This window comes from Erwinia sp. GW821-FHT03D09 (genome assembly GCF_059420805.1).
On record NZ_JBWKUK010000002.1, the window covers coordinates 57,368 to 79,992 of the forward strand.

Annotated in this window: 25 protein-coding genes; 13 read left to right on the top strand and 12 right to left on the bottom strand. The window is 56.2% G+C overall.

The window, feature by feature from the left end; genetic code table 11:
• Positions 1–7: 7 nt before the first annotated feature.
• The 5 genes from AC07U6_RS01965 (at position 8) to ghrB (ending at position 5,349) form a co-directional block, all read left to right on the top strand.
• Positions 8–1,036, top strand: a complete 1,029-nt coding sequence (locus AC07U6_RS01965) for a LacI family DNA-binding transcriptional regulator (protein WP_494761151.1) — start codon at positions 8–10, stop codon at positions 1,034–1,036.
• 197 nt (positions 1,037–1,233) lie between these two features.
• Positions 1,234–1,983, top strand: a complete 750-nt coding sequence (locus AC07U6_RS01970; protein ID WP_494761152.1) for a sugar phosphate isomerase/epimerase family protein — start codon at positions 1,234–1,236, stop codon at positions 1,981–1,983.
• Positions 1,984–1,986: 3 nt separating this feature from the next.
• A complete protein-coding gene (locus AC07U6_RS01975; protein WP_494761153.1) occupies positions 1,987–2,940 on the top strand; it encodes a sugar kinase in 954 nt (317 codons plus the stop codon).
• Positions 2,941–3,073: 133 nt separating this feature from the next.
• Positions 3,074–4,315, top strand: a complete 1,242-nt coding sequence (locus tag AC07U6_RS01980; RefSeq protein WP_494764407.1) for an MFS transporter — start codon at positions 3,074–3,076, stop codon at positions 4,313–4,315.
• A gap of 53 nt (positions 4,316–4,368) precedes the next feature.
• The gene (gene ghrB, locus AC07U6_RS01985) at positions 4,369–5,349 is read left to right on the top strand and encodes a glyoxylate/hydroxypyruvate reductase GhrB (protein ID WP_494761154.1); all 981 of its coding nucleotides are present in this window, start codon (positions 4,369–4,371) and stop codon (positions 5,347–5,349) included.
• Between the two features lie 565 nt (positions 5,350–5,914).
• On the opposite strand, the gene AC07U6_RS01990 is transcribed toward ghrB, so the two are convergent.
• Complete coding sequence (locus tag AC07U6_RS01990; RefSeq protein WP_105593615.1) at positions 5,915–6,157, bottom strand: DUF1158 family protein; 243 nt, start codon at positions 6,155–6,157, stop codon at positions 5,915–5,917.
• Between the two features lie 61 nt (positions 6,158–6,218).
• A complete protein-coding gene (locus AC07U6_RS01995) occupies positions 6,219–7,106 on the bottom strand; it encodes a LysR substrate-binding domain-containing protein (RefSeq protein ID WP_494761155.1) in 888 nt (295 codons plus the stop codon).
• A gap of 101 nt (positions 7,107–7,207) precedes the next feature.
• Between AC07U6_RS01995 and AC07U6_RS02000 the strand changes: the two genes are divergently transcribed.
• The 3 genes from AC07U6_RS02000 (at position 7,208) to AC07U6_RS02010 (ending at position 9,493) form a co-directional block, all read left to right on the top strand.
• The gene (locus AC07U6_RS02000) at positions 7,208–7,804 is read left to right on the top strand and encodes a short chain dehydrogenase (protein ID WP_494761156.1); all 597 of its coding nucleotides are present in this window, start codon (positions 7,208–7,210) and stop codon (positions 7,802–7,804) included.
• 315 nt (positions 7,805–8,119) lie between these two features.
• Positions 8,120–8,686 (top strand): manganese efflux pump MntP, encoded by a 567-nt coding sequence (gene mntP / locus AC07U6_RS02005; protein ID WP_205067409.1) that lies wholly within the window; start codon positions 8,120–8,122, stop codon positions 8,684–8,686.
• A 36-nt stretch (positions 8,687–8,722) separates the two neighbouring features.
• Entirely contained in the window at positions 8,723–9,493 is a 771-nt protein-coding gene (locus AC07U6_RS02010; protein ID WP_494761157.1) for an AraC family transcriptional regulator, read from the top strand.
• Here the strand turns inward: AC07U6_RS02010 and AC07U6_RS02015 are convergent.
• Entirely contained in the window at positions 9,483–10,115 is a 633-nt protein-coding gene (locus AC07U6_RS02015; RefSeq protein WP_494761158.1) for a LysE family translocator, read from the bottom strand. The genes AC07U6_RS02010 and AC07U6_RS02015 overlap by 11 nt on opposite strands.
• Positions 10,116–10,370: 255 nt before the next feature.
• Here AC07U6_RS02015 and azuC point away from each other — a divergent pair, with 255 nt between their 5' ends.
• Together azuC and AC07U6_RS02025 are read left to right on the top strand one after the other, a co-directional pair.
• Positions 10,371–10,448, top strand: coding sequence for a stress response protein AzuC (gene azuC, locus AC07U6_RS02020; protein ID WP_370347978.1), 78 nt, complete (start codon positions 10,371–10,373; stop codon positions 10,446–10,448).
• Between the two features lie 306 nt (positions 10,449–10,754).
• Complete coding sequence (locus tag AC07U6_RS02025) at positions 10,755–11,282, top strand: cysteine hydrolase family protein (RefSeq protein ID WP_494761159.1); 528 nt, start codon at positions 10,755–10,757, stop codon at positions 11,280–11,282.
• 100 nt (positions 11,283–11,382) lie between these two features.
• Here the strand turns inward: AC07U6_RS02025 and AC07U6_RS02030 are convergent, their stop codons facing one another.
• The 4 genes from AC07U6_RS02030 to AC07U6_RS02045 form a co-directional block, all read right to left on the bottom strand.
• Positions 11,383–12,555 (bottom strand): Gfo/Idh/MocA family protein, encoded by a 1,173-nt coding sequence (locus AC07U6_RS02030; RefSeq protein ID WP_494761160.1) that lies wholly within the window; start codon positions 12,553–12,555, stop codon positions 11,383–11,385.
• A 14-nt stretch (positions 12,556–12,569) separates the two neighbouring features.
• Entirely contained in the window at positions 12,570–13,490 is a 921-nt protein-coding gene (locus AC07U6_RS02035) for a TIM barrel protein (protein ID WP_494761161.1), read from the bottom strand.
• Between the two features lie 16 nt (positions 13,491–13,506).
• Positions 13,507–14,037 (bottom strand): MFS transporter, encoded by a 531-nt coding sequence (locus AC07U6_RS02040; RefSeq protein WP_494764408.1) that lies wholly within the window; start codon positions 14,035–14,037, stop codon positions 13,507–13,509.
• Between the two features lie 228 nt (positions 14,038–14,265).
• Complete coding sequence (locus AC07U6_RS02045) at positions 14,266–15,306, bottom strand: LacI family DNA-binding transcriptional regulator (RefSeq protein ID WP_494761162.1); 1,041 nt, start codon at positions 15,304–15,306, stop codon at positions 14,266–14,268.
• Positions 15,307–15,594: 288 nt separating this feature from the next.
• On the opposite strand from AC07U6_RS02045, the gene AC07U6_RS02050 reads away from it, so the two are divergent.
• Both AC07U6_RS02050 and AC07U6_RS02055 read left to right on the top strand, forming a co-directional pair.
• Positions 15,595–16,209: a TetR/AcrR family transcriptional regulator gene (locus tag AC07U6_RS02050; RefSeq protein WP_494761163.1), complete on the top strand. Its 615-nt coding sequence runs from the start codon at positions 15,595–15,597 to the stop codon at positions 16,207–16,209.
• On the top strand, positions 16,206–17,096 hold the full coding sequence (locus AC07U6_RS02055; protein WP_494761164.1) for a helix-turn-helix domain-containing protein: 891 nt from the start codon (positions 16,206–16,208) through the stop codon (positions 17,094–17,096). Before AC07U6_RS02050 ends, AC07U6_RS02055 begins: the two co-directional genes overlap by 4 nt.
• A gap of 41 nt (positions 17,097–17,137) precedes the next feature.
• On the opposite strand, the gene AC07U6_RS02060 is transcribed toward AC07U6_RS02055, so the two are convergent.
• The 3 genes from AC07U6_RS02060 to AC07U6_RS02070 all read right to left on the bottom strand — a co-directional run bounded on the left by AC07U6_RS02060 (position 17,138) and on the right by AC07U6_RS02070 (position 20,017).
• The gene (locus AC07U6_RS02060) at positions 17,138–17,347 is read right to left on the bottom strand and encodes a YdgH/BhsA/McbA-like domain containing protein (protein ID WP_494761165.1); all 210 of its coding nucleotides are present in this window, start codon (positions 17,345–17,347) and stop codon (positions 17,138–17,140) included.
• A 173-nt stretch (positions 17,348–17,520) separates the two neighbouring features.
• Positions 17,521–18,873, bottom strand: coding sequence for an MFS transporter (locus AC07U6_RS02065; protein ID WP_494761166.1), 1,353 nt, complete (start codon positions 18,871–18,873; stop codon positions 17,521–17,523).
• A gap of 238 nt (positions 18,874–19,111) precedes the next feature.
• Positions 19,112–20,017, bottom strand: coding sequence for a GntR family transcriptional regulator (locus tag AC07U6_RS02070; RefSeq protein WP_494761167.1), 906 nt, complete (start codon positions 20,015–20,017; stop codon positions 19,112–19,114).
• Positions 20,018–20,152: 135 nt separating this feature from the next.
• On the opposite strand from AC07U6_RS02070, the gene AC07U6_RS02075 reads away from it, so the two are divergent.
• Complete coding sequence (locus tag AC07U6_RS02075) at positions 20,153–21,175, top strand: zinc-binding alcohol dehydrogenase family protein (protein ID WP_494761168.1); 1,023 nt, start codon at positions 20,153–20,155, stop codon at positions 21,173–21,175.
• Between the two features lie 11 nt (positions 21,176–21,186).
• Here AC07U6_RS02075 and AC07U6_RS02080 read toward each other — a convergent pair whose 3' ends face one another.
• Together AC07U6_RS02080 and AC07U6_RS02085 are read right to left on the bottom strand one after the other, a co-directional pair.
• Positions 21,187–22,107 (bottom strand): nucleoside hydrolase, encoded by a 921-nt coding sequence (locus AC07U6_RS02080; RefSeq protein ID WP_494761169.1) that lies wholly within the window; start codon positions 22,105–22,107, stop codon positions 21,187–21,189.
• Positions 22,108–22,150: 43 nt separating this feature from the next.
• A complete protein-coding gene (locus AC07U6_RS02085) occupies positions 22,151–22,546 on the bottom strand; it encodes a polyketide cyclase (RefSeq protein WP_494761170.1) in 396 nt (131 codons plus the stop codon).
• Between the last annotated feature and the right edge of the window lie 79 nt (positions 22,547–22,625).

Sequence of the window (22,625 nt, forward strand, 5' to 3'; positions counted from 1 at the left end):
GATAGCCATGAATAACAAGGCCGCCAAAGCTACCATTAGCGACGTCGCCAAAGAGGCGCGTACCGGAAAAACCAGCGTTTCGCGCTACCTGAACGGTGAATTCAGCGCGCTTTCAGACGATCTGAAGCAGCGCATTGAAGCCGCTATCAGCACGCTAAACTACCGCCCCAGCCAGATGGCGCGCGGGCTGAAGCGTGGGCGGACCCGGTTAATCGGACTGATTATCGCGGATATCACCAATCCCTATTCCGTGGATGTGCTGAGCGGCATTGAGTCCGCCTGCCGCAGCCACGGCTTCACGCTGCTGATGTGTAACACCAATAACGAAGTCGATCTCGAGCAGTACTACCTGAACCTGCTAAACAGCTACCAGGTGGAAGGCATTGTGGTCAACGCGGTAGGCATGCGTGAAGAGGCGCTGAGTCAGCTGCAAAAATCGCTGCTGCCGATGGTGCTGATCGACCGAAAAATACCGGATTTCGCCTGTGATGTGGTCGGGCTGGATAACCGTGCGGCGGCGCTGCAGGCCACTGAACATCTGCTGGCGCAGGGCTATCGCGCACTGCTGTTTATCAGCGAGCCGCTCGGCCTGGTGAATACCCGGCTGGAGCGTCTCCACGCGTTCCATGAGCGTATGGCGCAGCAGCCCGATCTCACCGCCGAGCACGCTGAAGTGAAGCTGGACGATGAAACGCGCATAAGTGACGTACTGAGCGAGTTCTATCAGCGTCACCAGGGAACGCCCTGCGCGGTGATGGCGGTAAACGGCGCGCTGACGCTACAGGTTGCACGCGCCCTGCGTCGGCTGAATCTGAACTGGGGCGAGCAACTGGGCCTGCTGGGTTTTGACGAGCTGGAGTGGGCGGAGCTGGCGGGCGTTGGCATCACCACCCTGAAGCAGCCAACCTGGCAGATTGGGTATGCCGCGCTGGAGCAGGTTATCAGCCGCATTGACGGCGGAGATCAGCCGCTGCAAGAACAGGTATTTTCCGGGGAACTGGTGGTGCGGGGCTCAACGCAGCCGATTGTCCGCTAAGCATGTGTTCTCTTCATCACCCGGGGGCCGGTTGTCCCCCTGAAAGGCCTCCGACCTCCTCCTCCTGTTCATAATTTCCACACAGAAAAACGTTCACTCCGTGAGCGTCGTCATAAAATCCCGTTTTGGTACTTTTTTTTGGAACCGGTTCCATTTAACGTTTTTCCATCAAATCGGGTGAGTTAACCGGAGAAATTATGAAAAGAGAAGTCATCGTTGTCGCCGCGGCCTACGGCAATCAACAGGTGCGCGAGCTGGGGGGACAGCAGGCTCTGCTGCCGATTATTGCTGCCGCAGGTGCAGACGGCGTGGAAATTCGCCGCGAACTGTTGGATGAGCAGGAACTGGAGCAGCTTTCCGCGCTGGGCACGGACATTGCCGCTAAAAAACTGATCTCTTTCTACTCCGTACCAGAGGCGCTGTTTACCGAAGACGGATCGCTTAACCCGCATCTGGACAGGCATTTTGCGGAAGCGGAACAGCTAAACGCCCAGCTGATTAAATATTCGCTGGGCCACTATCGTCACGATTTCGACAGCAGCGAACTGCGCAGCCGGCTCGCGGGTAAGAAAGTGCACCTGGTGGTGGAAAATGACCAGACCGAATACGGCCGCTTCGCCGCCATCGATACCTTTTTCCATGCCTGTGGCGAAAGCCGCATCTGCAACGGCATGACTTTTGATACCGGAAACTGGCTGTGGGTGGGCGACAAACCGCTGCCGGCAGCGGAAAGCCTGAGCCGCTACGTTAGCTACATCCACGTTAAAGCGGCTGTGCCGCACGGCGACAGCTGGCGCGCCATTCCCCTTGATGAAGCCGATAACCTGTGGCGTGAAACGCTCGCCCTGCTGCCGACGGACGTACCGCGGGCTATTGAATTCCCACTGGAAGGTCCGGACCTGGTGGCGGTTACCCGCCACTATGTTGACCTGCTGCGCGAGGCATAAATCATGACGACCCATACCAACGGCACGCTGGATGTTGTCACGATCGGTGAAGCCATGGCGATGTTTGTCGCGGCAGAAAACGGTGACCTTGCTTCGGTTGAGAAATTTACCAAACGCATCGCCGGTGCCGAACTGAATGTGGCGATCGGTCTGGCGCGCCTGGGCCTGAAAGTGGGCTGGGTTAGCCGTGTCGGCGATGATTCGTTTGGCCGCTTTACCTGTCAGCAGCTGGCTCGTGAAGGCGTCGATCGCCAGCAGGTGACGCTGGACGCGCGTTTTCCTACCGGTTTTCAGCTGAAGTCGAAAGTGGACGATGGTTCCGATCCGCTGGTGGAATATTTCCGTAAAGGTTCTGCCGCCAGTCATCTCTCCTGCGATGACTTTAACCGCGACTACTTCGGCGCCGCACGCCACCTGCACCTGAGCGGCGTGGCAGCCGCGCTTTCTGACAGCTCACTGACCCTGTCAAAACATGCCGCGCAGGAGATGAGGGCGATGGGCAAAACCATATCTTTTGACCCCAACCTGCGGCCGGTTCTGTGGTCCAGCGAGCGGGAAATGGTGACCCAGCTGAACGAACTGGCGTCTTATGCTGACTGGGTTCTGCCTGGCATCAAAGAAGGCAAAATCCTCACCGGCTATGACCAGCCGGAAGCGATTGCCGACTTCTATCTGGCTATGGGGGTAAAAGCCGTGATTATCAAAACCGGCTGTGAAGGCGCGTGGTTTAAAACCGCCGACGGCGTGAAAGATCGGGTCCCGGCGATCGTGACCACCAACGTGGTAGATACCGTCGGTGCCGGAGATGGCTTTGCAGTCGGGACGATCAGTGCCCTGCTGGAAGGAAAATCGCTGCCTGCGGCCATCCGCCGCGGCAATAAAATCGGTTCTCTGGCGATCCAGGCAATCGGTGACAGCGAAGGACTGCCAACCCGGGCGGCACTGGGCGATTTTTAACCCTGACGGTCGGTCGGAAACATAACATCACCACATCGTTCCCCTACAGAACAGAATGTGGCCCCTCAACGGAGGAAACACCGTGAACGAGCAGACTAAGCAGACAATCGCGCCAAAACGCTGGTGGTACATCATGCCCATCGTGTTTATCACCTACAGCCTGGCGTATCTGGACAGGGCAAACTTCAGTTTCGCCTCCGCAGCAGGGATTAATGACGACCTCGGCATCACCAAGGGCATTTCTTCCCTGATCGGTGCGCTGTTCTTCCTCGGTTACTTCTTTTTCCAGATCCCCGGCGCGATTTATGCTGAACGCCGCAGCGTAAAAAAACTGGTGTTCTGGTGCCTGGTGTTGTGGGGCGGCTGCGCCTCGCTAACCGGGATGGTCAGCAATATTCCCATGCTGGCGGTGATTCGTTTTACTCTCGGGGTGGTGGAAGCGGCGGTAATGCCGGCAATGCTGATTTATATCAGTAACTGGTTTACCAAATCTGAACGTTCGCGTGCCAATACCTTCCTGATCCTCGGAAATCCGGTGACCGTGCTGTGGATGTCGGTGGTTTCCGGCTATCTGATCAACGCCTTCGGCTGGCGCGAAATGTTTATTATTGAAGGCTTCCCGGCGGTGATCTGGGCCGTGGCCTGGTGGTTCCTGGTGCAGGATAAACCGTCGCAGGCGAAGTGGCTGAGCGACGCAGAGAAAGCTGCTTTGCAGGCACAGCTGCAGAAAGAGCAGGAAAATCTGAAAGCGGTGCGTAACTACTCTGAGGCCTTTAAATCGCGTAACGTTATCCTGCTGTGCGCGCAGTATTTTGCCTGGAGTATTGGCGTGTACGGTTTTGTGCTGTGGCTGCCGTCCATTCTGCGTAACGGCACGCAGATGGGCATCGTTGAAGCCGGATGGCTGTCGGCGGTGCCGTATCTGGTAGCGGCCATTGCGATGATCGTCGTTTCCTGGGCCTCCGATAAGTTACAAAACCGCAAATTGTTTGTCTGGCCGTTACTGTTGATTGGTGCACTGGCCTTTTTAGGCTCATATTTGGTGGGTTCCGACAATTTCTGGCTGTCCTATGCCCTGCTGGTGATTGCCGGTGCGTCGATGTATGCACCGTACGGCCCCTTCTTCGCCATCATCCCGGAAATGCTGCCGCGCAACGTTGCCGGGGGCGCGATGGCGCTGATTAACTCGATGGGAGCGCTGGGTTCTTTCCTCGGCTCCTGGGTGGTGGGATACCTCAACGGTGCCACCGGCAGTCCATCTGCATCCTATATCTTTATGGGGAGCGCATTACTGGTGGCCGTGTGGCTGACGCTCATCGTCAAGCCGTCGCGGGATCGACAGACTCCGCTGCCCCATGATGCAAAACATGCTTAAATTAAAACGGGTCAATGCTGGCCCGTTTCACTGTACTGAACAGGGAGAACCGTATGAAACCGTCTGTGGTGTTGTATAAGTCGTTACCTGACGCTCTGCGTGCACGGCTGGATGCGCATTTCAACGTGACCGAAATTAACGGCTTAACCCCAGAAAATATCGCCACCCACGCCGAAGCTTTCCGTCAGGCGGAAGGTATCCTCGGCTCCGGCGGTAAAGTTGATGCTGAGTTTCTACAGCAGGCGCCTAAGCTGCGTGCGGCCTCCACCGTATCCGTAGGTTATGACAACTTCGATGTGGCGGCGTTAAATGATAAGGGTGTGGTATTGATGCACACCCCGACCGTGCTGACTGAAACCGTCGCGGACACCATGATGGCGCTGGTGCTGAGCAGCGCCCGTCGGGTGGTGGAACTGGCCGAGCGGGTGAAGGCCGGAGAATGGCAGAAAAACATTGGCCCTGACTGGTTCGGCATTGACGTGCACCATAAAAAGCTGGGTATTCTGGGTATGGGGCGTATTGGCCTGGCGCTGGCGCAGCGTGCCCACCTCGGCTTCAGCATGCCGATCCTCTATAACGCGCGTAAGCATCATCAGGAAGCGGAAGATCGTTTTGATGCGCAGTACTGCGATCTTGATACGCTGCTGGCGGAGTCAGATTTCCTCTGCATCAGCCTGCCGCTGACCGCCGAAACTCACCATCTGATTGGCCGTGAGCAGCTGGCGAAAATGAAGCCGGGCGCGATCCTGATTAACGCGGGTCGCGGGCCGGTGGTGGATGAGCAGGCGCTGATTGACGCGCTGAAGGACGGTACTATTTTTGCTGCCGGTCTGGATGTGTTTGAGCAGGAGCCGCTGCCGGTGAATTCCGAGCTGCTGAAGCTGCGCAATGTAGTGCCGCTGCCGCATATTGGTTCCGCGACGCACGAGACGCGTTACGGGATGGCGCGCGATGCGGTGGATAACTTGATTGCGGCGCTGACCGGGAAGGTAGAGAAGAACTGCGTGAATCCGCAGGTATTGAACAAAGGCTGATTCTCGTTGCTGCACGTTTGGCTGCTGTGCCGCTGGTGAGTACAGGTTGCGGCAGGTTCTGCGCCGGGCGTATCGGGGTTATCCGGAACGCGGACCCGCTGTCACGTCCATGTCCGCTCGGCCTCGCACTTCCCTGTGCTCGGACGGTCCGCTTATCCGGATATCCCCGATTGCCTGAAGATTTTGGTGTTGCTTGTGGATTCAGGTTGCGGCAGGTTCTGCGCCGGGCTTATCGGGGTTATCCGGAACGCGGACCCGCTGTCACGTCCATGTCCGCTCGGCCTCGCACATCCATGTGCTCGGACGGTCCGCTTATCCGGATATCCCCGATTGCCTGCATATTCCTGAGTAGCTGCCTGAAAGCCACTTTCCTCTGGCAGCAACCCAATTATTCGAAGGGGAACCGTTACGGGACAGGTTAGCCGGGTGTCTGCCGCAAGGATGCGGCAGCCAGGCCCCCAGGGACTGGGTTCACGGCGCCCCGGCGATCTGCCCGTAACGGTAGCCCCGTTCACGGACCCCATCGCGACCAGCCCCGTAACGATCATCATCGGCTTCCGCCAGGCTACGGCCGAATAAACCGCACATAAATAAACCGCACGATATAAAACTCCACCGCACCCAGCAGCAAAAACCATAAACAAAACACCAGCGTATAAAGCTGACCAATATCTTCCAGATGGAACATCTCCACCAGCCTGCGGGTTAGCGCCAGGCCAAACCATGGGGCGGGTAGCAGCAGCGCGGAAAGAAAACCGAACATCAACGTGCTCAGTGGCATTAAAAAGGTTTCAAACGGACTTTTCATCATGATTCCGGCGTGTAAACAGTTGCACCATTTTCAGCGATCCCTCCCGCAGGTTCAATCCTTAAACCGCCAGCGCTAACGGCAGCTGCTCGTGCAGCCAGGCAATAAAACTGCTGCGCTTTTCCGACGGGCTGAGATCCTGGCGCCACAGCAAATGGATCGGACGGCTGGCCTGCTGCCATTGTTGCAGTACCGGCACCAGCCTGCTGGCGGCAATGTCTTCCGCCAGCAGGATTTCCGGCTGTAGCACCAGCCCGGCTCCGGCCAGCGCAGCCTGACGCAGCGCCTGACCGTCATTGCAGATAAAACTGCTGTCCGCAGGCCAGAGCACATCGCCCAGCTGCCAGGCATTGCTCTTATTCCACGCCATATTGGCCAGGCAGCGATGCAGGTACAGTGCCTCCGGGGCCTGCGGTGTGCCGTGCTGCGCCAGATACTTTGGCGCGGCGCACACCACCATGCGGTAATCGCCGATTTTTTTTGCCACCAGTGGCTCGGCCGGATTGAGGCTGCCGATGCGAATAGCAAAATCAAATCCCTGACCGATGAGATCGACAAAACTGTCGCTGAGATCCAGCTCGATCCGCACCTGCGGGTAGTTGAGTTGATAGCGGGCAACCAGTGCGGCGATCGCCGCCGATCCCAGATTGAGCGGCGCGCTGATCCGCAGCAGTCCCGACGGCGTACGCTTCATATTCTCTACTGTATCTTCTGCCAGCCGCAGCTGAGCTAGTGCCGCCTTGCACTGCTGGTAGTAGCTTTTCCCGGCTTCAGTCAGATGCTGCCGCCGGGTATTGCGCTGCAGCAGGCGGCTGTCCAACGACTTTTCCAGCTGACGCACGTGCTTGCCGACCATCACCGCACTGATATCCAGACGGTGTGCGGCTTCGGTGAAATTGCCGCATTCCACTGCGCAGATAAAGGCCTCAATGCTGCTTAATTTATCCATAATTACAAACCTTTGGTTCGGAGTTCTCGAAAGTATGGTCCGTTTATCCACTGCTGGCACTGCTTCATGATGGGGTAACCGTTATTTACAGAGGAAATGCGATGAAAATTTTAGTGATTGGGGCATCAGGCACCGTCGGCCAGGGTATCGTTAATGAGCTGAGCCGTGATAACCAGGTTATCCGCGTGGGGAAAACCCGGGGTGATTATCAGGTGGATCTAACCCGTGAAGAGAGCGTTCGCGCGCTGTTTGCCCAAACCGGTAACGTGGATGCGGTGATCTCCGCCACCGGCGGCGTGCACTTCGGTCCGCTGTCTGAGATGACCAGCGAGCAGTTCAACAGCGGCCTGCAGGATAAGCTGATGGGTCAGGTTCGGCTGGTGCTGATCGGCAAAGAGTTTGTCAATCCGGGCGGCTCGTTCACTCTGACCACCGGTATCCTGGCGCAGCAGCCGATCCGTACCGGTGTGAATGCGACGGCGGTAAATACCGCACTGGAAGGTTTTGTGTTTGCCGCCGCCAATGAACTGTCGGGTCTGCGGATTAATGCCGTCAGCCCAACTGTGCTGACCGAAGCGCTGGACAGCTACGGCCCGTTCTTCCCCGGTTTTGAAAGCGCCTCCGCCAGCCGCGTAGCGCTGGCCTATCGCCGTAGCGTGGATGGCGTAGAAACCGGTAAGGTTTATCGCGTCTGGTAGCCGACAATTTTTTGGGGAAATGAGGCGATAAAGTGCTGAAAATTTCCCTAACCTCTTCGAGGTTATATATCCACACGCTCTGTGTAACACGGTAATTCTTTTAGAGTTTCCCGCCAATATTTACTCGCAAAAATAGCATCCGTTAAAAATTATAGCCGATGCTATACTCAAATACATGATTTTGTTGTCTTTTTTTCTGGCGATTAGCGTGATAGGATGCACTTCACTTAAATGGACCGGTGGTTATTTTTCCTACATAACCTGGGGTTTTAACGATTTGGAATGCACCCGACGCTTCAAACCGGGATAAATACAATGAACCTATACGCAACTCTGATTCTGGCTTTTGCCATGTCGATGGATGCCTTCGCAGCCGCCATTGGCAAAGGTGCCAGCCTGCATCGTCCAAGCCTGAAAGAAGCTCTGCGCACCGGTCTGATCTTCGGCGTTATCGAAGCCCTGACGCCGCTGGTTGGCTGGGCTATCGGCCTTGCTGCCAGCAAATACGTGATGGCGTGGGACCACTGGGTTGCGTTCGGTTTACTGCTGATCCTCGGCGGAAGAATGGTCGTTGAGGGGATACGTAAAAAAGAGTGCCGGCCGGAAGATGCCCCACAGAGCCACGGTTTCTGGCTGCTGGCCTGTACCGCCGTTGCTACCAGTCTGGATGCGATGGCCGTCGGCGTCGGGCTGGCATTTTTGCAGGTCAACATTGTGACCACCGCGCTGGCAATCGGTGCTTCAACCATGATTATGGCCACGCTCGGCATCCTGCTGGGCCGCTTCCTTGGCCCGGTGATGGGAAAATGGGCGGAAATTTTTGGTGGCGTAGTGCTGATCGGCATCGGCTGTAGTATTTTGTTCGAACATCTGGGCAAATAAGCAGAAGGCGCGCCCGGTCACTTGCACGGGGCGGCTATGGCATTATCGGTAGTAGACTGGAACACCCGGAATAATATTGAGTGCTCGCACCTCACCGCCAGCAACGCGGCTTTTCCGCTGCACACCCACGAAGAATATGCGATCAGCGCCAACCTTAGCGGCGTCGAAAAACTCTTTCTGAATCAAAAAAACCTGTCGGTCCTCGCCGGGGATATCACCGTTTATAATCCTGGAACGCTACAGTCGTCAGAGTTTGGTGAGCAGCCGGTCGAGTTTTTCAGCGTTCATTTACCGGCGGCTGTTTTTGCCGATCTGGCCGATCGTTCGTTACCGATCCTGCATGAAGGCGTACTCCGCGATCCGCTGCTGTTTGATGCGATCTGCCATTTCGTTCGTTCTCCTGACGACGATCAGGTTCAGCAGCAAAACCTGCTGTGGCTGACCAGCCGGCTACTGCATCACAGCAGCGAGAAGGATGTTGCACTGGCTCCTGCATCCGTAGGACGTGCGTTGGAACACATGCGCGATAATCTGACGCAGAAACTGACGCTGGATGAGCTGGCGGTCACTTGCGGGTTGAGTAAGTATCACTTTGTCCGCCAGTTCCGTCAGGAGATGGGCGTGGCACCGCTACAGTATCATATGCAGCTGCGTCTGCTGGCGGCGCGTAACTTGTTACGGCACCGCAGCAGCGCATTAGATGTGGCACATCAGCTGGGTTTCTACGATCAAAGCCACTTTATCAACAGCTTTCGCAAGATGCTGGGCATCACCCCGTACCACTATCTGCGTATGCTCAGCCGATAAACTCACGATAGCCTGAAAGGATTACGTACCCGGCGAAGTAGAAGAAAATCACTGCCGAAGCGATATACGACCAGCGTAACATCTTCGTACCGAGCATACGCCCGCCGATGCTGCCCACAGCGCACAGCGCTATCGCCCACGTCACGCCCGCAAGGAAGAAGCCTGAGAGGAACCAGGCCGATGCCGCCGTACTGCCGGTACCCATCCGTGAAATCAGTGCGCCTCCCACGGCGGCAAACCACAGGATCGCCGAAGGGGACGACATCGCGAGGAATATTCCCCGCAGGAAATTCTGCCGTGGGCTGAGTGCTTCGCCAATGTCACCCGCACTCAGTGTTGCGGCGGGTTGCAGCGCGCTTTGCACCATTTTCCACGCAAACCACAGCAGGATCAGCGAGCCGCCAATCCACAGCACCCAGCGCACGCTGGTGAATTGCAGCAGTACCGCCATCCCGGCCATGGCGAGGATCGCATAGATCAGATCGCCGATGCAGGTACCGATCCCCAGCCAAAAGCCGTGAAAAAAGCCGCGCTGCATGGCCAGGGTGATCATCGCGATATTGGCGATGCCGATATCAAGGCACAGGGAAAGACTCAGTAAAAAACCATTAGAAAAGGGCATAGTGTGGCGTCCGTTAAGCGTAATGTGGTGATTATCGGCACGCGCGCTGTGAAGATATTGGAAAAAATTGCGCAGCGGCGGGTGCGATGTTGAATTAAGGCGTGCCGGCCAGCAGATTAATTCTTTGCCGCATGCCTCACGGTTTTGGCTATAAAAGGTCTGTTTTTGTGATCTAATTCAAAAATTTTTGCCTAAAAAAGCACCGTTCGTTATAATTTATGGTGTATTTTTTGACAATATTTGTCACAGGCAATCATGAAAAAATTCTTCCGCAACGTGTTTCGTTCTTATGTAAATACCTTCAAACACGTTCCGCCGGGCGCGGTTCGCTAAACCCGCCGAGCTTACACCCTCGATAACCGCGGTCAGGGACTGGACCGATGGTTATCACTTATTCCCGCTGTTCCCATTCTTCATTTATCGATAAAAAACGTGCCAGCGGCACGGTGATATGCAATTCTGTGGGTTATGAAAATGACCCGACTGTTCCTCACCGCGACCACCACCACGACCGCTTCTGGCGGGGTGAGGTCGGTTTGCGTGCCTGAGAAATAGCAAATTCGCTCCATCCCGCCGGTTTCCGACGGGGTTGAATGTTTCTCCGCCGTGGCCGGTTAACGGTAATCAAGGAGAAATACCATGTCCGATGCGTCCGCGCTGTTAGTGATCGATATGCAGGCAGGTTTGCTGCATGCCCCACAGCCCCCATACCTGAAAGACCAGCTTATCGCCAATACCGTCGAGCTGATCCATGCCGCCCGCGCGGCACAGAAACCGATATTTTTTGCCCGGCATACCGGGCCGGATGGATCGCCGATCGCGGCGGGCAGCCCGCTGTGGCAGCTGGCGGATGAACTGCCGCTGGAGGCGGGCGACAGGTACTTTAATAAAACCCGCCCCAGTTGTTTTTTCAATACGTCGCTGCTGGCAGAACTGCAGCAGGCGCAGGTGAAACGGCTGGTGATGGTGGGCATGAAAACCGACTACTGCGTGGATACCACCTGTAGGGCGGCGGCGGACCTCGGATTTGACGTGGTGCTGGTCAGCGATGCGCACAGCACCACCGATAACGCGATACTCAGTGCGGCGCAGATCGTTGCCCACCATAACGCGACGCTGGCGGGGCCGTTTGTCACCCTGCTGGCAACGGACGACGTCAGGTTTTAACGCAAAGTAAAAGGGGCAGCCATTGGTAAATGGCTGCCCCTTCAGGCAACAGATTTGGAAACCTGGTTCGCTAGCGACCGGAGATTCGACCCGTTAGCGATTACTCGAAATCAACCCAGGTCGCGCCCGCGTCGGCGGACTGGACACAGCGCTCAACCCACTGCACGCCCGTCACACCGGCGTGCACGTCCGGGTACCAGAAGTTCTCCAGCAGCGCTTTATCGCCACGGTCGCTGGCATCCATCGCCACTGCGAAGCGGCGATAAAGGTTAGACCAGGCTTCGAACAACCCTTCCGGGTGGCCGCCGCCGATGCGGTCTTCTTCCAGCGCACGCGGAGCGAGGTAGCCCATGCCGCGTTCCAGAATCTGCACCGGCTCGCCCTGCACTTCATAGCGCAGCTGATTAGGCTGTTCGTCCCACCACTCCAGGCTGGCCTTCGATCCGATCACGCGGATCTTCTGTCCATGCATCGATCCGCAGTTCACCGCCGAGCACCACAGCGATCCCACCGCGCCGTTATCGTACTCCATCAGCACAAAGGCGTTATCTTCCAGCGGCGCGCGGGTTTTCACAAAGCTCTGGCGCGAGCACATCAGGCGTTTAATTTTCAGTTCCGGCAGCATGGTTTCGGCCAGGAACAGCGGGTGAGTGGCGAGATCCCCCAGCACGTAGCTCGGCCCGACAAATTTCGGGTCCACGCGCCAGCGGGTGCTTGGGTTAGCCAGTTCGACCGCTTCGTTGTGGAAGCCGTGGGAGAACGACATATTCACGATGCGGATTTCGCCCAACAGACCTTCGGCGATCATGCTGCGCGCCTGCTGAATCAGCTGGTGGCCGGAGTAGCCGTAGGTGACGCCGATAATTTTGCGCTTCGCTTCGCTCAGCGCCGCCAGCTCTTTCGCTTCTTCGGTGGTGAAACACAGCGGTTTTTCGCACACCACATGCAGGCCAGCTTCCAGCGCCGCCTTACAGATGGCGAAGTGAGTGTTGTTTGGCGTGGCGATCGATACCGCTTCAATGCCGTCAGTGCGCTCGGCTTCCTGCTGGAACAGGGTCTGATAGTCCGGGTAGCAGCGGTCGCCTGCCACGCCCAGGCTGGCACCGAAGGCACGCCCGCGTTCTGCATCAATATCGAACGCACCGGCCAGCAGAGTGAAGGTATTATCGCGCAGCGCGGCTGAACGGTGGATATAGCCAATCTGGCTGGTGCCGCCGCCGCCAACCATACCCCAGCGGAGGGAGCGATCGAGAGGTTTAATGCCGTTAATCATCGGATGTTCCTTAATTAAAATCCAACGGAGTTCAGGTAGCGCAAGCTTTCGGTCACATCGTGCAGGCTGCCGTCGGCATTGCGCGGGTCGCGCTCCTGTTCAATAGTGATCCAGCCCTGATAGTTGCGTTCGGCCAGGAAGGCACGCACGGCCGGGTAATCAATGGCACCCTGGCCAATCGGGCACATCACGCCTTCCGCACAGGCGCTGAAGAAGTCCACTTCACGGGCGATAACGTCGCGGAATACGGTGTCGTTAACGTCTTTAAAGTGGATGTAGTCGATACGATCAAAGTAGCGGCCCAGCCAGGTAATCGGGTCCATATCGGAGTAGTACAGATGGCCGGTATCCAGGCACAGACCGGCAACGCTGTGCGGAAGATCCTGCACCAGCTGTTCGATCTCGTCGGCGTACTCAATGCAGCCACCGGCATGCGGATGGATCACCGGGCGCACGCCATACTCCTGCGCAATGCGGCTGATTTCGGTGATGTGCGACATCATGCGCTGCCAGTCACTGTCGGAGAGGCGCGGTGCTTTGTCATACTGGCCGGCCAGGCGTGCGCGCTCGGCGTTACCGAAATCAATAATGACCAGATACGGCGATGGGAAATTATCACCGTGGGTTTTGGTCGCGGTCGGCACTTTTGACAGGTTGCGGCAGATGTTGTGCGTCAGCTCAATCATCGCCGGGAAGTTCTCTTCGCTGACCAGGTCGTCAAAAATAGTACCGGCAACCAGTGACAGGCCGTACTGATTCAGCTTCTCGGTCAGAACCTGCGGATTGGTCGGTAAGTAGGTCCACGGCCCCAGCTCGATGCTCTTATAACCGGCCTGCGCGGCTTCTTTCAGCACTTTCTCATACGGCGGCAGATGCGGGTTTTTTGGGTCATCCACGCCCCAGCTGCAGGGTGCGTTAGCAATATGAATCGTCATTTTGGTGTCCTTAAAATCAATGTGTGGCTGTTTTGCTTTCGCGTTGAGTGGTTTCAAAGCGTTCCAGAATCAGGGCTTCCATTTTTTCCAGTGAAACACCTTTGGTCTCCGGCAGCAGCGCCTTCACGAACCACCAGGAGGCCAGTGAGCACACCGCGAACAGCAGCAGTGGGAAACCGCCGTGGAAGTTATCGTTGAGGAACGTGCTCTGGTTCATCATCGGGAAGGACTGGCTGACAAAGAAATTGCCGGCCCACATAGCGCAGATAGAGAAGCCCATACCGGCACCGCGCAGGCGGGTCAGGAAGATTTCGCCGATCACCGTCCACACCACCTGGCCCCAGGTCCCGCCGAACAGGAACATAAAGCCAAACAGGCCAATGACGCAGCCGATAATCACGTTAGAGACGGCCCAGCCGGTTTCAGCCGGGGAAAGCTGATAGTGATGCGTGATAGGTTCAATCGCGCCGGAGATGACCGAAGAGTCATAGCCGAACAGCAGCCCGCCGAGCGCGGCAACCGCGCAGATGGCCATCACGTAGGCCATATTGTGTTTTGGTGTTTGCAGCGGCACGAAACAATCCTTCCTGTTTTAATTTGAAGGAAGTATCAAACGAATGTTCCATTATCATCAATGATAGAATGTTTGTTTTTTGATGGCGATCTCAATAATCATGATGGATTTTTTTGATAAAAATATATCATTTTCGCGTTATCAGCGGGTTAAACGGTGAGCTTCCGCGGCGTGTCATATCCGTAAAAGCCGCTGCGCCGCTTACACATTCTCTTTAGTAATCAGCTCAAAACTGCTGTGAAGTGAAATGAAATTTCCATGCGCCTCGGAACTTGCCTGCAGCATGGCTTCAACCACCGATCCCGCCAGCTCTTCAAGGCGATGTGACACCATAATATCTAGCGTGCCGTCGATCAGCGCCAGCTGTGCATCCTGCAGCGGGCCGTGGCAGATCAGCGTGATCTTATCCTTCTTGCCGCTGTCGCGCAGGGCATTGACCACCCCTTCAACCCCGCCGCAGGGGGCATAGATTACCGACAGGTCGGGGTGGGTCTGGATTAGCTGAGTGGTGACATGATAGCCCTGCTCAACGTTTTCAAAGCTGGTGACCGGTTCCAGCACGGTATGCCCGGTGGCGTGTTCGCGCAGATACGAGCGGAAGCTGATTTCGCAGGTTTCCTGACACAGGAAGCGATTATCGCCGATGATCACCCCAACTTTGCCCGGTGGGCCGCTCAGTCGCTGAACGATCCAGGCGGCAGTGCGGCCCGCTTTGCGGTTATCCAGACCAATATAGCCGGTGTGATCGCAGGGGGAGAGATCGGAAAGCAGGGTAAAGACTTTTACCCCTTTCTTTGCCGCCTTCTGCACCGCACGCCGCACCAGCGCGTTGTCCAGCGCAATCAGCACCAGTGTATTTACACGATTGCTCATCTCATCAATGCTGGCGGCGGCCGCTTCCACGGCGTGGATATCGTGGAAAACAAATTCCACCCGCGTTCCTGGCTGGCAGTGCGGCGAGGCCTGTTTTTCCAGCGAGCGGGCAAAAGTATCGTAGAAGGAGTAGTCGCGCGACAGCAGGATCACCCCAATGCGCAGCGCACCGCTGGTTCCTGACGTGCCATCCGCGGCGGCATCGGCCAGAAATTCCGGTGAAAAACGGTAGCCGAGCCGCGTTGCAGCCTGTACCACGCGATTTTCCGTTTCGGCACGCACGGGTGCCCGTCGGTTGAGTACCCGGTCTACGGTAGCGATCCCGACTCCGGCCTCACGGGCGATATCGTTGAGCGTGGTTTTCTTCATCGAAAGTTCCAACTGAATATGAATGAGGAAAAACTATCATAAAACGCGCAGGGGCAGGGAATTAAGATGCTAAAGATATGACAATGCTCAGATTATATTTTTTAACAATCCGGTGTTAAAGCATAAAAGTTTCATTTTTCCATTCTTCGTACTGCTGGTGATTTTGGCGATTTCTGTGCTTTTTCACTTTATCCCCGGTGATTAGTTCTATCTGAGCGTCATTATTTTATGGTATTTTGCAGGAAACATACCGAGCAGTATCTTTTTTGTATTAACCTGTAAATTTAAATGAAAAAGCTAATTGAATCAGATATACCTCAGAACACGGGGCCGGGCAAAACGGCCTATAACCGAAAAAAACAGCCTGAGCAGGTGCGAAACGCCCTGATTGAATCTGCTGCTGCGCTGGCCGTCAGTCGCGGGTTAAATGGCATCACCGTGCAGGCGGTCGCCCAGGCCGCCGGTGTGACCAAAGGCGGTTTCTTTCATCATTTTCCCCACAAGCAGGCGCTGCTGGACGCCATGTTTGATGCCTTTCTGGCGGAAAGCGAGCGGGAGATTGACCGGCTGATTGCTGAAGATAGCCAGCAATCGGGCTGCTTTAGCCGTGCCTACGTCATCGTTGCCTTTAACGAAATCCAGCAGGGCTTAACCAGCATGCGGGTACCGCTGTCGCTGCCGATGATGGCTTCTCCGGCGCTGTGTCAGCGCTGGGCCGCATGGCTGAAAGGGCGGCTTGAGCGCCATCGGCGGACGGACAGTTTGCCGCTGCATCAGATGGTGCGGCTGGCCGCAGACGGTGCCTGGCTTGCTCAGTCGCTGGTCAGCGGTGACACCATCCACGATATGCAGGTGCTGCGCGACGATTTGCTGGCGCTTATCAGGGGGAACGATAAAGAGTGAAAACCACATTTAAGCAGGAAGTTGTGCATCAGCTGCTGCGCTGGCTGGAAGGCAATATCCATACGCCGCTGACCATTAACGACTTCGTTGAGAAGTCCGGTTACTCCAAATGGCACCTGCAGCGTATTTTCAAAGAAGTTACCGGACAAAAGCTGGCCTCCTACTGCCGGCAGCGTCGGCTGACCTCCAGCGCGGTGATGCTGCGGCTGTTTGATAAGCAAATCGATTCGGTTGGCAGCGAACACGGCTTTTCCAGCCATAACGTTTACCACAAAACCTTTAAGCGCCATTTTAACGTCACGCCAGCTCAATACCGCGATGCACCGCACTGGTCGTGCGAGGGGCTGTGCCCGCCGATCAATTTGACCGCAATGAACGTGCCGGAAGGTGAGCTGGTTGAGCTTGACGGATTACATCTGAGCGGCTGTGTGAACAACTATGCGTTTACCCTGGACACCATTGAGGATTTTTCCTGGCGCGAGCGCGACAGCTTCTGGCAGCGGCGGCTTAATGCGTTGACCGAGCAGCCGGATATGCTTTACGGGCTGATCAATATCATCAGGGGCGGACCCCGTACGGGCGATCGTGCCACATTGCAGTATCTGACGTGCCTGGAACAGAATACCTGTGCGACCGATGCGGCGCAGATGCAGCTCAGCATTGAAAAGCAGGCTTATTTGAAATTCAGCTACCGGGGTGATGAGCGTCTTTACAAAAAGTTTATTGACCTGATTTATCAGCATGCGCTGCCTGACGCAGGAGCCGTTCGCCGTGACGGTTATGATGTTGAACGCATTGATCGCCGGGAACCGCAGGAGGGTAGAGTGGTGGTGGTGGATTATTTTGTGCCGGTACTGGCCGAAAATTACAGCATGCCCGTCCCCTGAGTGTCAGGGTTCGGGCACTGCCGCTGCTACGATAAGACGCCTTATTTGATTAGCTGAGCAGTCATATGCACGCCGTTGTTGCTGTTGGCTTCAATGATGCGGTAAGAAGCGCCGGCCTGCTGAGCCTGAGCGGCAATTTTTGCTTCAGCGCTGTCGATAGTTGCACCGGTCGCGGTAACGGTCTGAGCGAAGCTGCCAAAAGAAACTACGGACAGGGCGATAACTGCAGCAAAAGTTTTGATAGATTTCATAATGTCATTCCTTCAGATGGTTTGTTTGTATAAGGCGGTGTGCCTTCGTTGAAAACAATGATAGGCCGATGGAAGACATTCTGATAGCGGATTGATTTGCTGAATTTTGTCAAAAAAATTGATTGTCTGGTGTATGTGCTGCCGCACCGAAAGGCGCGGCAGCAGCGGGTCTATCAGGCATCCACAATCGGGTCGCGAACGATAAACAGATAGGAGAGCGCACCGATCACCGTTACGCAGGCACAAACGGTCAGCGCCATGCTGAATGAACCGGTCGTATCGAGTATCCAGCCGGTCAGCACTGGAGCAAACGAGGCAAACACGAAGCTGGCAAAGTTCTGAATACTGCCCACCGAGGCGGTCATACGCGCGGTTACCGAGCAGTGGATCAGGCCCCAGCACGATGTGCCGGCGAAGTGGATGCAGAACAGCGCCATGCCGATCAGCAGGACCGCGCTCCATGTTGTAGTGGCATGCGGCACCACGGCGGTAAAGGCGGCAGAAAGCAGCATACCGGCAATAATGCACACCTTACGGGTTTTCAGCGGATGCGCTCCGCGGTTCACCACTGCATCCACCACGTAGCCGTTCAGCAGCATGCCCGCCGCGCCAAACAGGAACGGGATCGCGGTCATCCAGCCGGTGCTTTTCAGATCCAGGTTGTAGGTTGCCTGCAGATAGCCCGGTAGCCAGGCCAGGTACAGCCACGCGGTGTAGTTAATGCCGCTGAAGCCGATCATCATGCCCCACATGGTGCGGTTCTTGAACAGGCCGCACCACTCTTTCATGGTCATCGGCTCTTTTTTCGCCACCACGCTGCCCGCTTCCAGATAGTTAATTTCTTCCTGGGTCAGGGTGTTGTTGTTGCGGTTGCGGTAAATGGTGTACCAGCCGATGGAGAGGATAATCCCCAGCACGCCGATAGTAATGAACATCGCACGCCAGCCCATGGTGAGCATCATTGCCGCGAGGATCGGCGGGCTGATAGCCAGACCAATGGTGGAGGCGGCGTTGAAAATACCCATCGGCATACCGCGATGGCGGATGTTAAACCAGTCGTTAATCACCTTAACGCCGCACGGGTTCATTGGCGCTTCGCCAATCCCCAGGCCGATGCGTACCAGCACAAACTGAGTAAAGTTCTGCACCATACCCGCTATGGCCTGGAAGCAGGACCAGACGAACATACCAACGCCGAGCATAATGCGCGGGCCTTTACGGTCCAGCAGCAGGCCGCACGGCAACTGAGCGATACCGTAAGCCAGCGAGAAGGCGGAAAGCAGAATACCGATTTCGGTGCCGCTCAGTCCCAGGTCACCACGGATCGTCTGGTTAGCCACGGACAGCGAGCTGCGGTCGAGGTAGTTAATAATCGCCGCCAGGAACAGCAGGATCATCGCGGTGGTTTGTACGCGCTTAATGCGCGCCGAGCGCTGCAGCGGACCGCGCTCTGGCACCACGGTGGCCTGTGGCTCTTTGTGGCTGGCAGGGCAGTTTTGACCGCGAACGGTCTGGCTATTTTCCATACGGTACTCCCCGGGTATAAAAAGTATTGTTATTAGCATCGGGCCGGGGCACTGCTTTAAAACCACGGCCAGAACAGGGTTGAAGTGAGGCTGAATAGCAGACTAGTGGCGGCCGAAGTCGGTGTTGCCAACTTGTTATCTTTTTCGTGCGGCAGGCGGCGATTTACGGTTTTTAATCGGCTTTTAATTACTGTGGTTGATGGTTTTTATCGATAAAAAGCCAAGATCGGTTAAAAAATCACCCTCTGTACTGGCGGATTGAGCGCTGCATCGACTCCTTGGCGGTAATCAGATGGCGGTGAAATTCGATGATCGCTTCGACGTCATTACGGCTAACCAGCGCGGTCAGGATCGCCAGATGCTCCTCCAGCGCCACGATATTTCGCTGCTTCAGGTCGCTTTCATCCCACAGATAGTGGAAGTGGAAAATCACCGAAATTACCTCAAGCGACTGATCGAAAAAGGGATTGTTCGCCGCTGAGAGGATAAGCTTGTGCATCTCGCGGTCCAGCTGCGAAAAGTTACGATAGCTGGTAGCAATTGTATCGCGCATCTGGCGGTGGCGGCTCAGCAGGTCGCGGGCGGCAATCCAGCGCGGGTCGTCGGCGGGCAAATTGATAAAGCGCTTCAGGGCGTGGATCTCCAGCATCTCGCGCAGCTCAAACAGCTTCTCCGCGTATTCCTGGTCGAATTTCTTCATCAGCCAGTGGCCGCGCCGTACGTTTTCAATCAGCCCGTAGCGGCAGAAGCGCAGCAGAAACTCCCGCGCCGCCAGTGGACTAACGCCCACCGCCTGCGCCAGCTGCAGTTCGGAAAAACTGTCGCCGGCCATCAGCTGGCGCTGGTTAATCATTTGAAAAAACGCCTGTTCCACCAGATTCGTCTGCGCTTCCGGCCTGGGTAGCGTTGCCGCGAAACCATCGGCATCATCGGGCTGGCGGGCGATCACCCAGCTGCCGTTGACTTTTTCCAGCACGCCGCACTGCTGTAAGTGGTCCAGCGAATGGCGCACGGTGGTACGGCTGATGTTAAACATTTCTGCCAGGGCGGCCTGGGGCGGCAGCGGTGAAGGAATATGCTGCTGGACGATGGCTTCCAGCATCTGATTCACGACGTTGTGACGAAGGTTCTGCGTGCGGCTCATGGCTTCTCATGGTTTTTTATCTATTAAAAACCAATTCAGAACAGCGAAAGGCGCGCTGGCTCACAGATCCAATTCTTTAACAAAACGCGCCGATTGATTTGCGCCATAACCCTGTGCAGACAACGGAGAAAAACCATGACAACGATGAATACGCTGGTGTGTCTGGAGCCGAAACAGATGGCTTTCCAGACGCGTAATAAACCGCAGCCTGCTGCGGGTGAAGCGCTGCTGAAAATTATCAGCGCCGGAATTTGCGGCACCGATATTCACGCGTGGGGCGGCAATCAGCCATTTTTCAGCTATCCACGTGTGCTGGGGCATGAACTCTGTGGCGAGGTGGTGGAGCTGGGCGAAGGCGTCAGCGGCTGGAAAGTTGGTCAGCGCGCGGCGGTGATCCCGTACCTCTCCTGCGAACAGTGTTCAGCCTGCCTGAGCGGCAAAACCAACTGCTGTGAAAATATCTCGGTGATCGGCGTGCATCAGGACGGCGGTTTCTGTGACTACCTCAGCGTGCCGGTGAAAAACCTGCTGTCGGCAGAGGGCATTGACCCTGACGCGGCCGCGCTGGTTGAACCTTTTGCCATCAGCGCACATGCGGTACGCCGCGCGGCGCCGGAGTCGGGCAGTAACCTGTTGGTGGTGGGTGCCGGGCCGATCGGGCTGGGCGTTGCCGCCATTGCTCACGCCTCGGGCGCCAACGTGGTGGTGGCCGATACCAGCGAGTTTCGCAGACAGCACGTGGAGCAGAACCTGAAGCTGGTGGCGCTGGATGCGGCGACGGACGATTTCCCGCAGCAGCTGCGTGACCAGTTTAACAGCCAGCTACCGTCCACGGTGATTGATGCCACCGGCAATGCGGCAGCGATGAACGGCGCGGTGCGCCTGACGGCCCACGGCGGCACGCTGGTGTTCGTTGGCCTGCATAAGGGCGACATTCAGATCCCTGACCCGGAATTCCACAAAAAAGAGACCACGCTGATGGGCAGCCGCAATGCTACTCGCCAGGACTTCGAGCGCGTCGCCAGCCTGATGGCCGACGGAAAAATTACCGCAGAAATGATGCTCAACCAGCGCTTCGAGTTTGCCGCGCTGGCGGAGATTTTCGAACAGCAGGTGATTAACAATCGCGGGCTGATTAAAGGCGTTATCCGCTTCTGAGCCCCGCAGGTTTAATCGCGTAGCGCCGCCAGGAAATGCGCTTTGACCCGTTCGCTGTCCACCGCCAGGCACAGTTTCTGGATGCCGACGCCGGCAAATGGGTCATCGCGTGAAGCCAGCGGATGCAGCCGGTGCAGCGTCTGGCCGCGTGAAATCCCTTCCGTCACCACCCGCACCGGTGATTCGGTAATGCCGAATAATTCGGGATGATTCAGCCAGGAAATAGTCAGCGTATCGTGCAGTGCCATCCCTTCGAACCCTTCTTTCTCCAGGCTGTACTGCAGGTAACCACGGGAAATCGCCTCCAGCTCCGGCCGGTTCAGGCTGCGAATATCTTCTCCGCTAATCTGCACCTGATGGGTCACATCCAGCGGCAGCACCACGATTTTCAACTGTGAACTGAGTACCTGATCCGCCGCATGCGGATCTTTCCAGATATTGAATTCGGCAAACGGTGTGACGTTGCCGCCGTGGCCCTGCGTGCCAAAAGCACCGCCCATAATCACCAGCTGCCCCACCTTCGCCACGATATCCGGGGCCTGATTGATGGCCGTGGCGATATTGGTCAGTGGTCCGATGGCAACGAGAGTTATCAGGCCGGGATGCTGGCGAACGCGGTTGATAATAAAATTAATGGCGTTATCCGCTTCGCCGCTGCACGGGTTATCAAAAACGCCGCCGAGGCCGTCCTTGCCGTGCACCTGAAGGGCGGGAGCGGAAGGCGCGCAGGCCAGCGGGCGGGAGCTGCCGCGATAAATCGGCACATCCAGGCCGATTTTCTGGCTGAACAGGCGGGCGTTTTTAACCGCCTGCTCCACCGGCACATTGCCAAATACCGTGGTAATGCCGAGAATTTCGGTGCTTTTCGCCGCATAGGCCAGCGCGAAGGCGTCATCCACACCGATATCGGTGTCAAAAATAATTTTCTGCATCAGATTCTCCTTTCTGTAATGACTGACATCCCTGTGCGCGGTATCAGGTGGTCAGCAGGGTGTGCAGCGTCTGCAGGTCCTGTTTTACCATCTCCAGTTCCTGAGCAAAACGTTCGTCAGAGAGCAGCGGCTGGCGGAACACCGTAATCAGCACCTGAGATCCGGCGCCGTTAGCCACAATGCGCATCGGCACGAAAATCTCTTTGCTGAGGCCGGTATCCACGTAGTGATCCATAATGCAGAACGGATTATGTTCAGTAAAACGCACTTTTACCGCGCCCAGTGGGCCTTTACCGCGCCAGACGTTACCATCCTGCTCCAGCGGCGTTTTACTCAGCCCGGAAGCCCATTTAGGAAAGAATTCCGGTTTCCAGATAGTTTCATATAAATCGACCCAGTTACGGGGAATAGCGATGCTAAGGGTATGTGAGGACAGCATAAAACCTCCGATCGATGATGAATCAACCCTTCATCGTTTAAAGTAAAGTGCAGATAGCGGATTTAAGCACCCCGGCAGA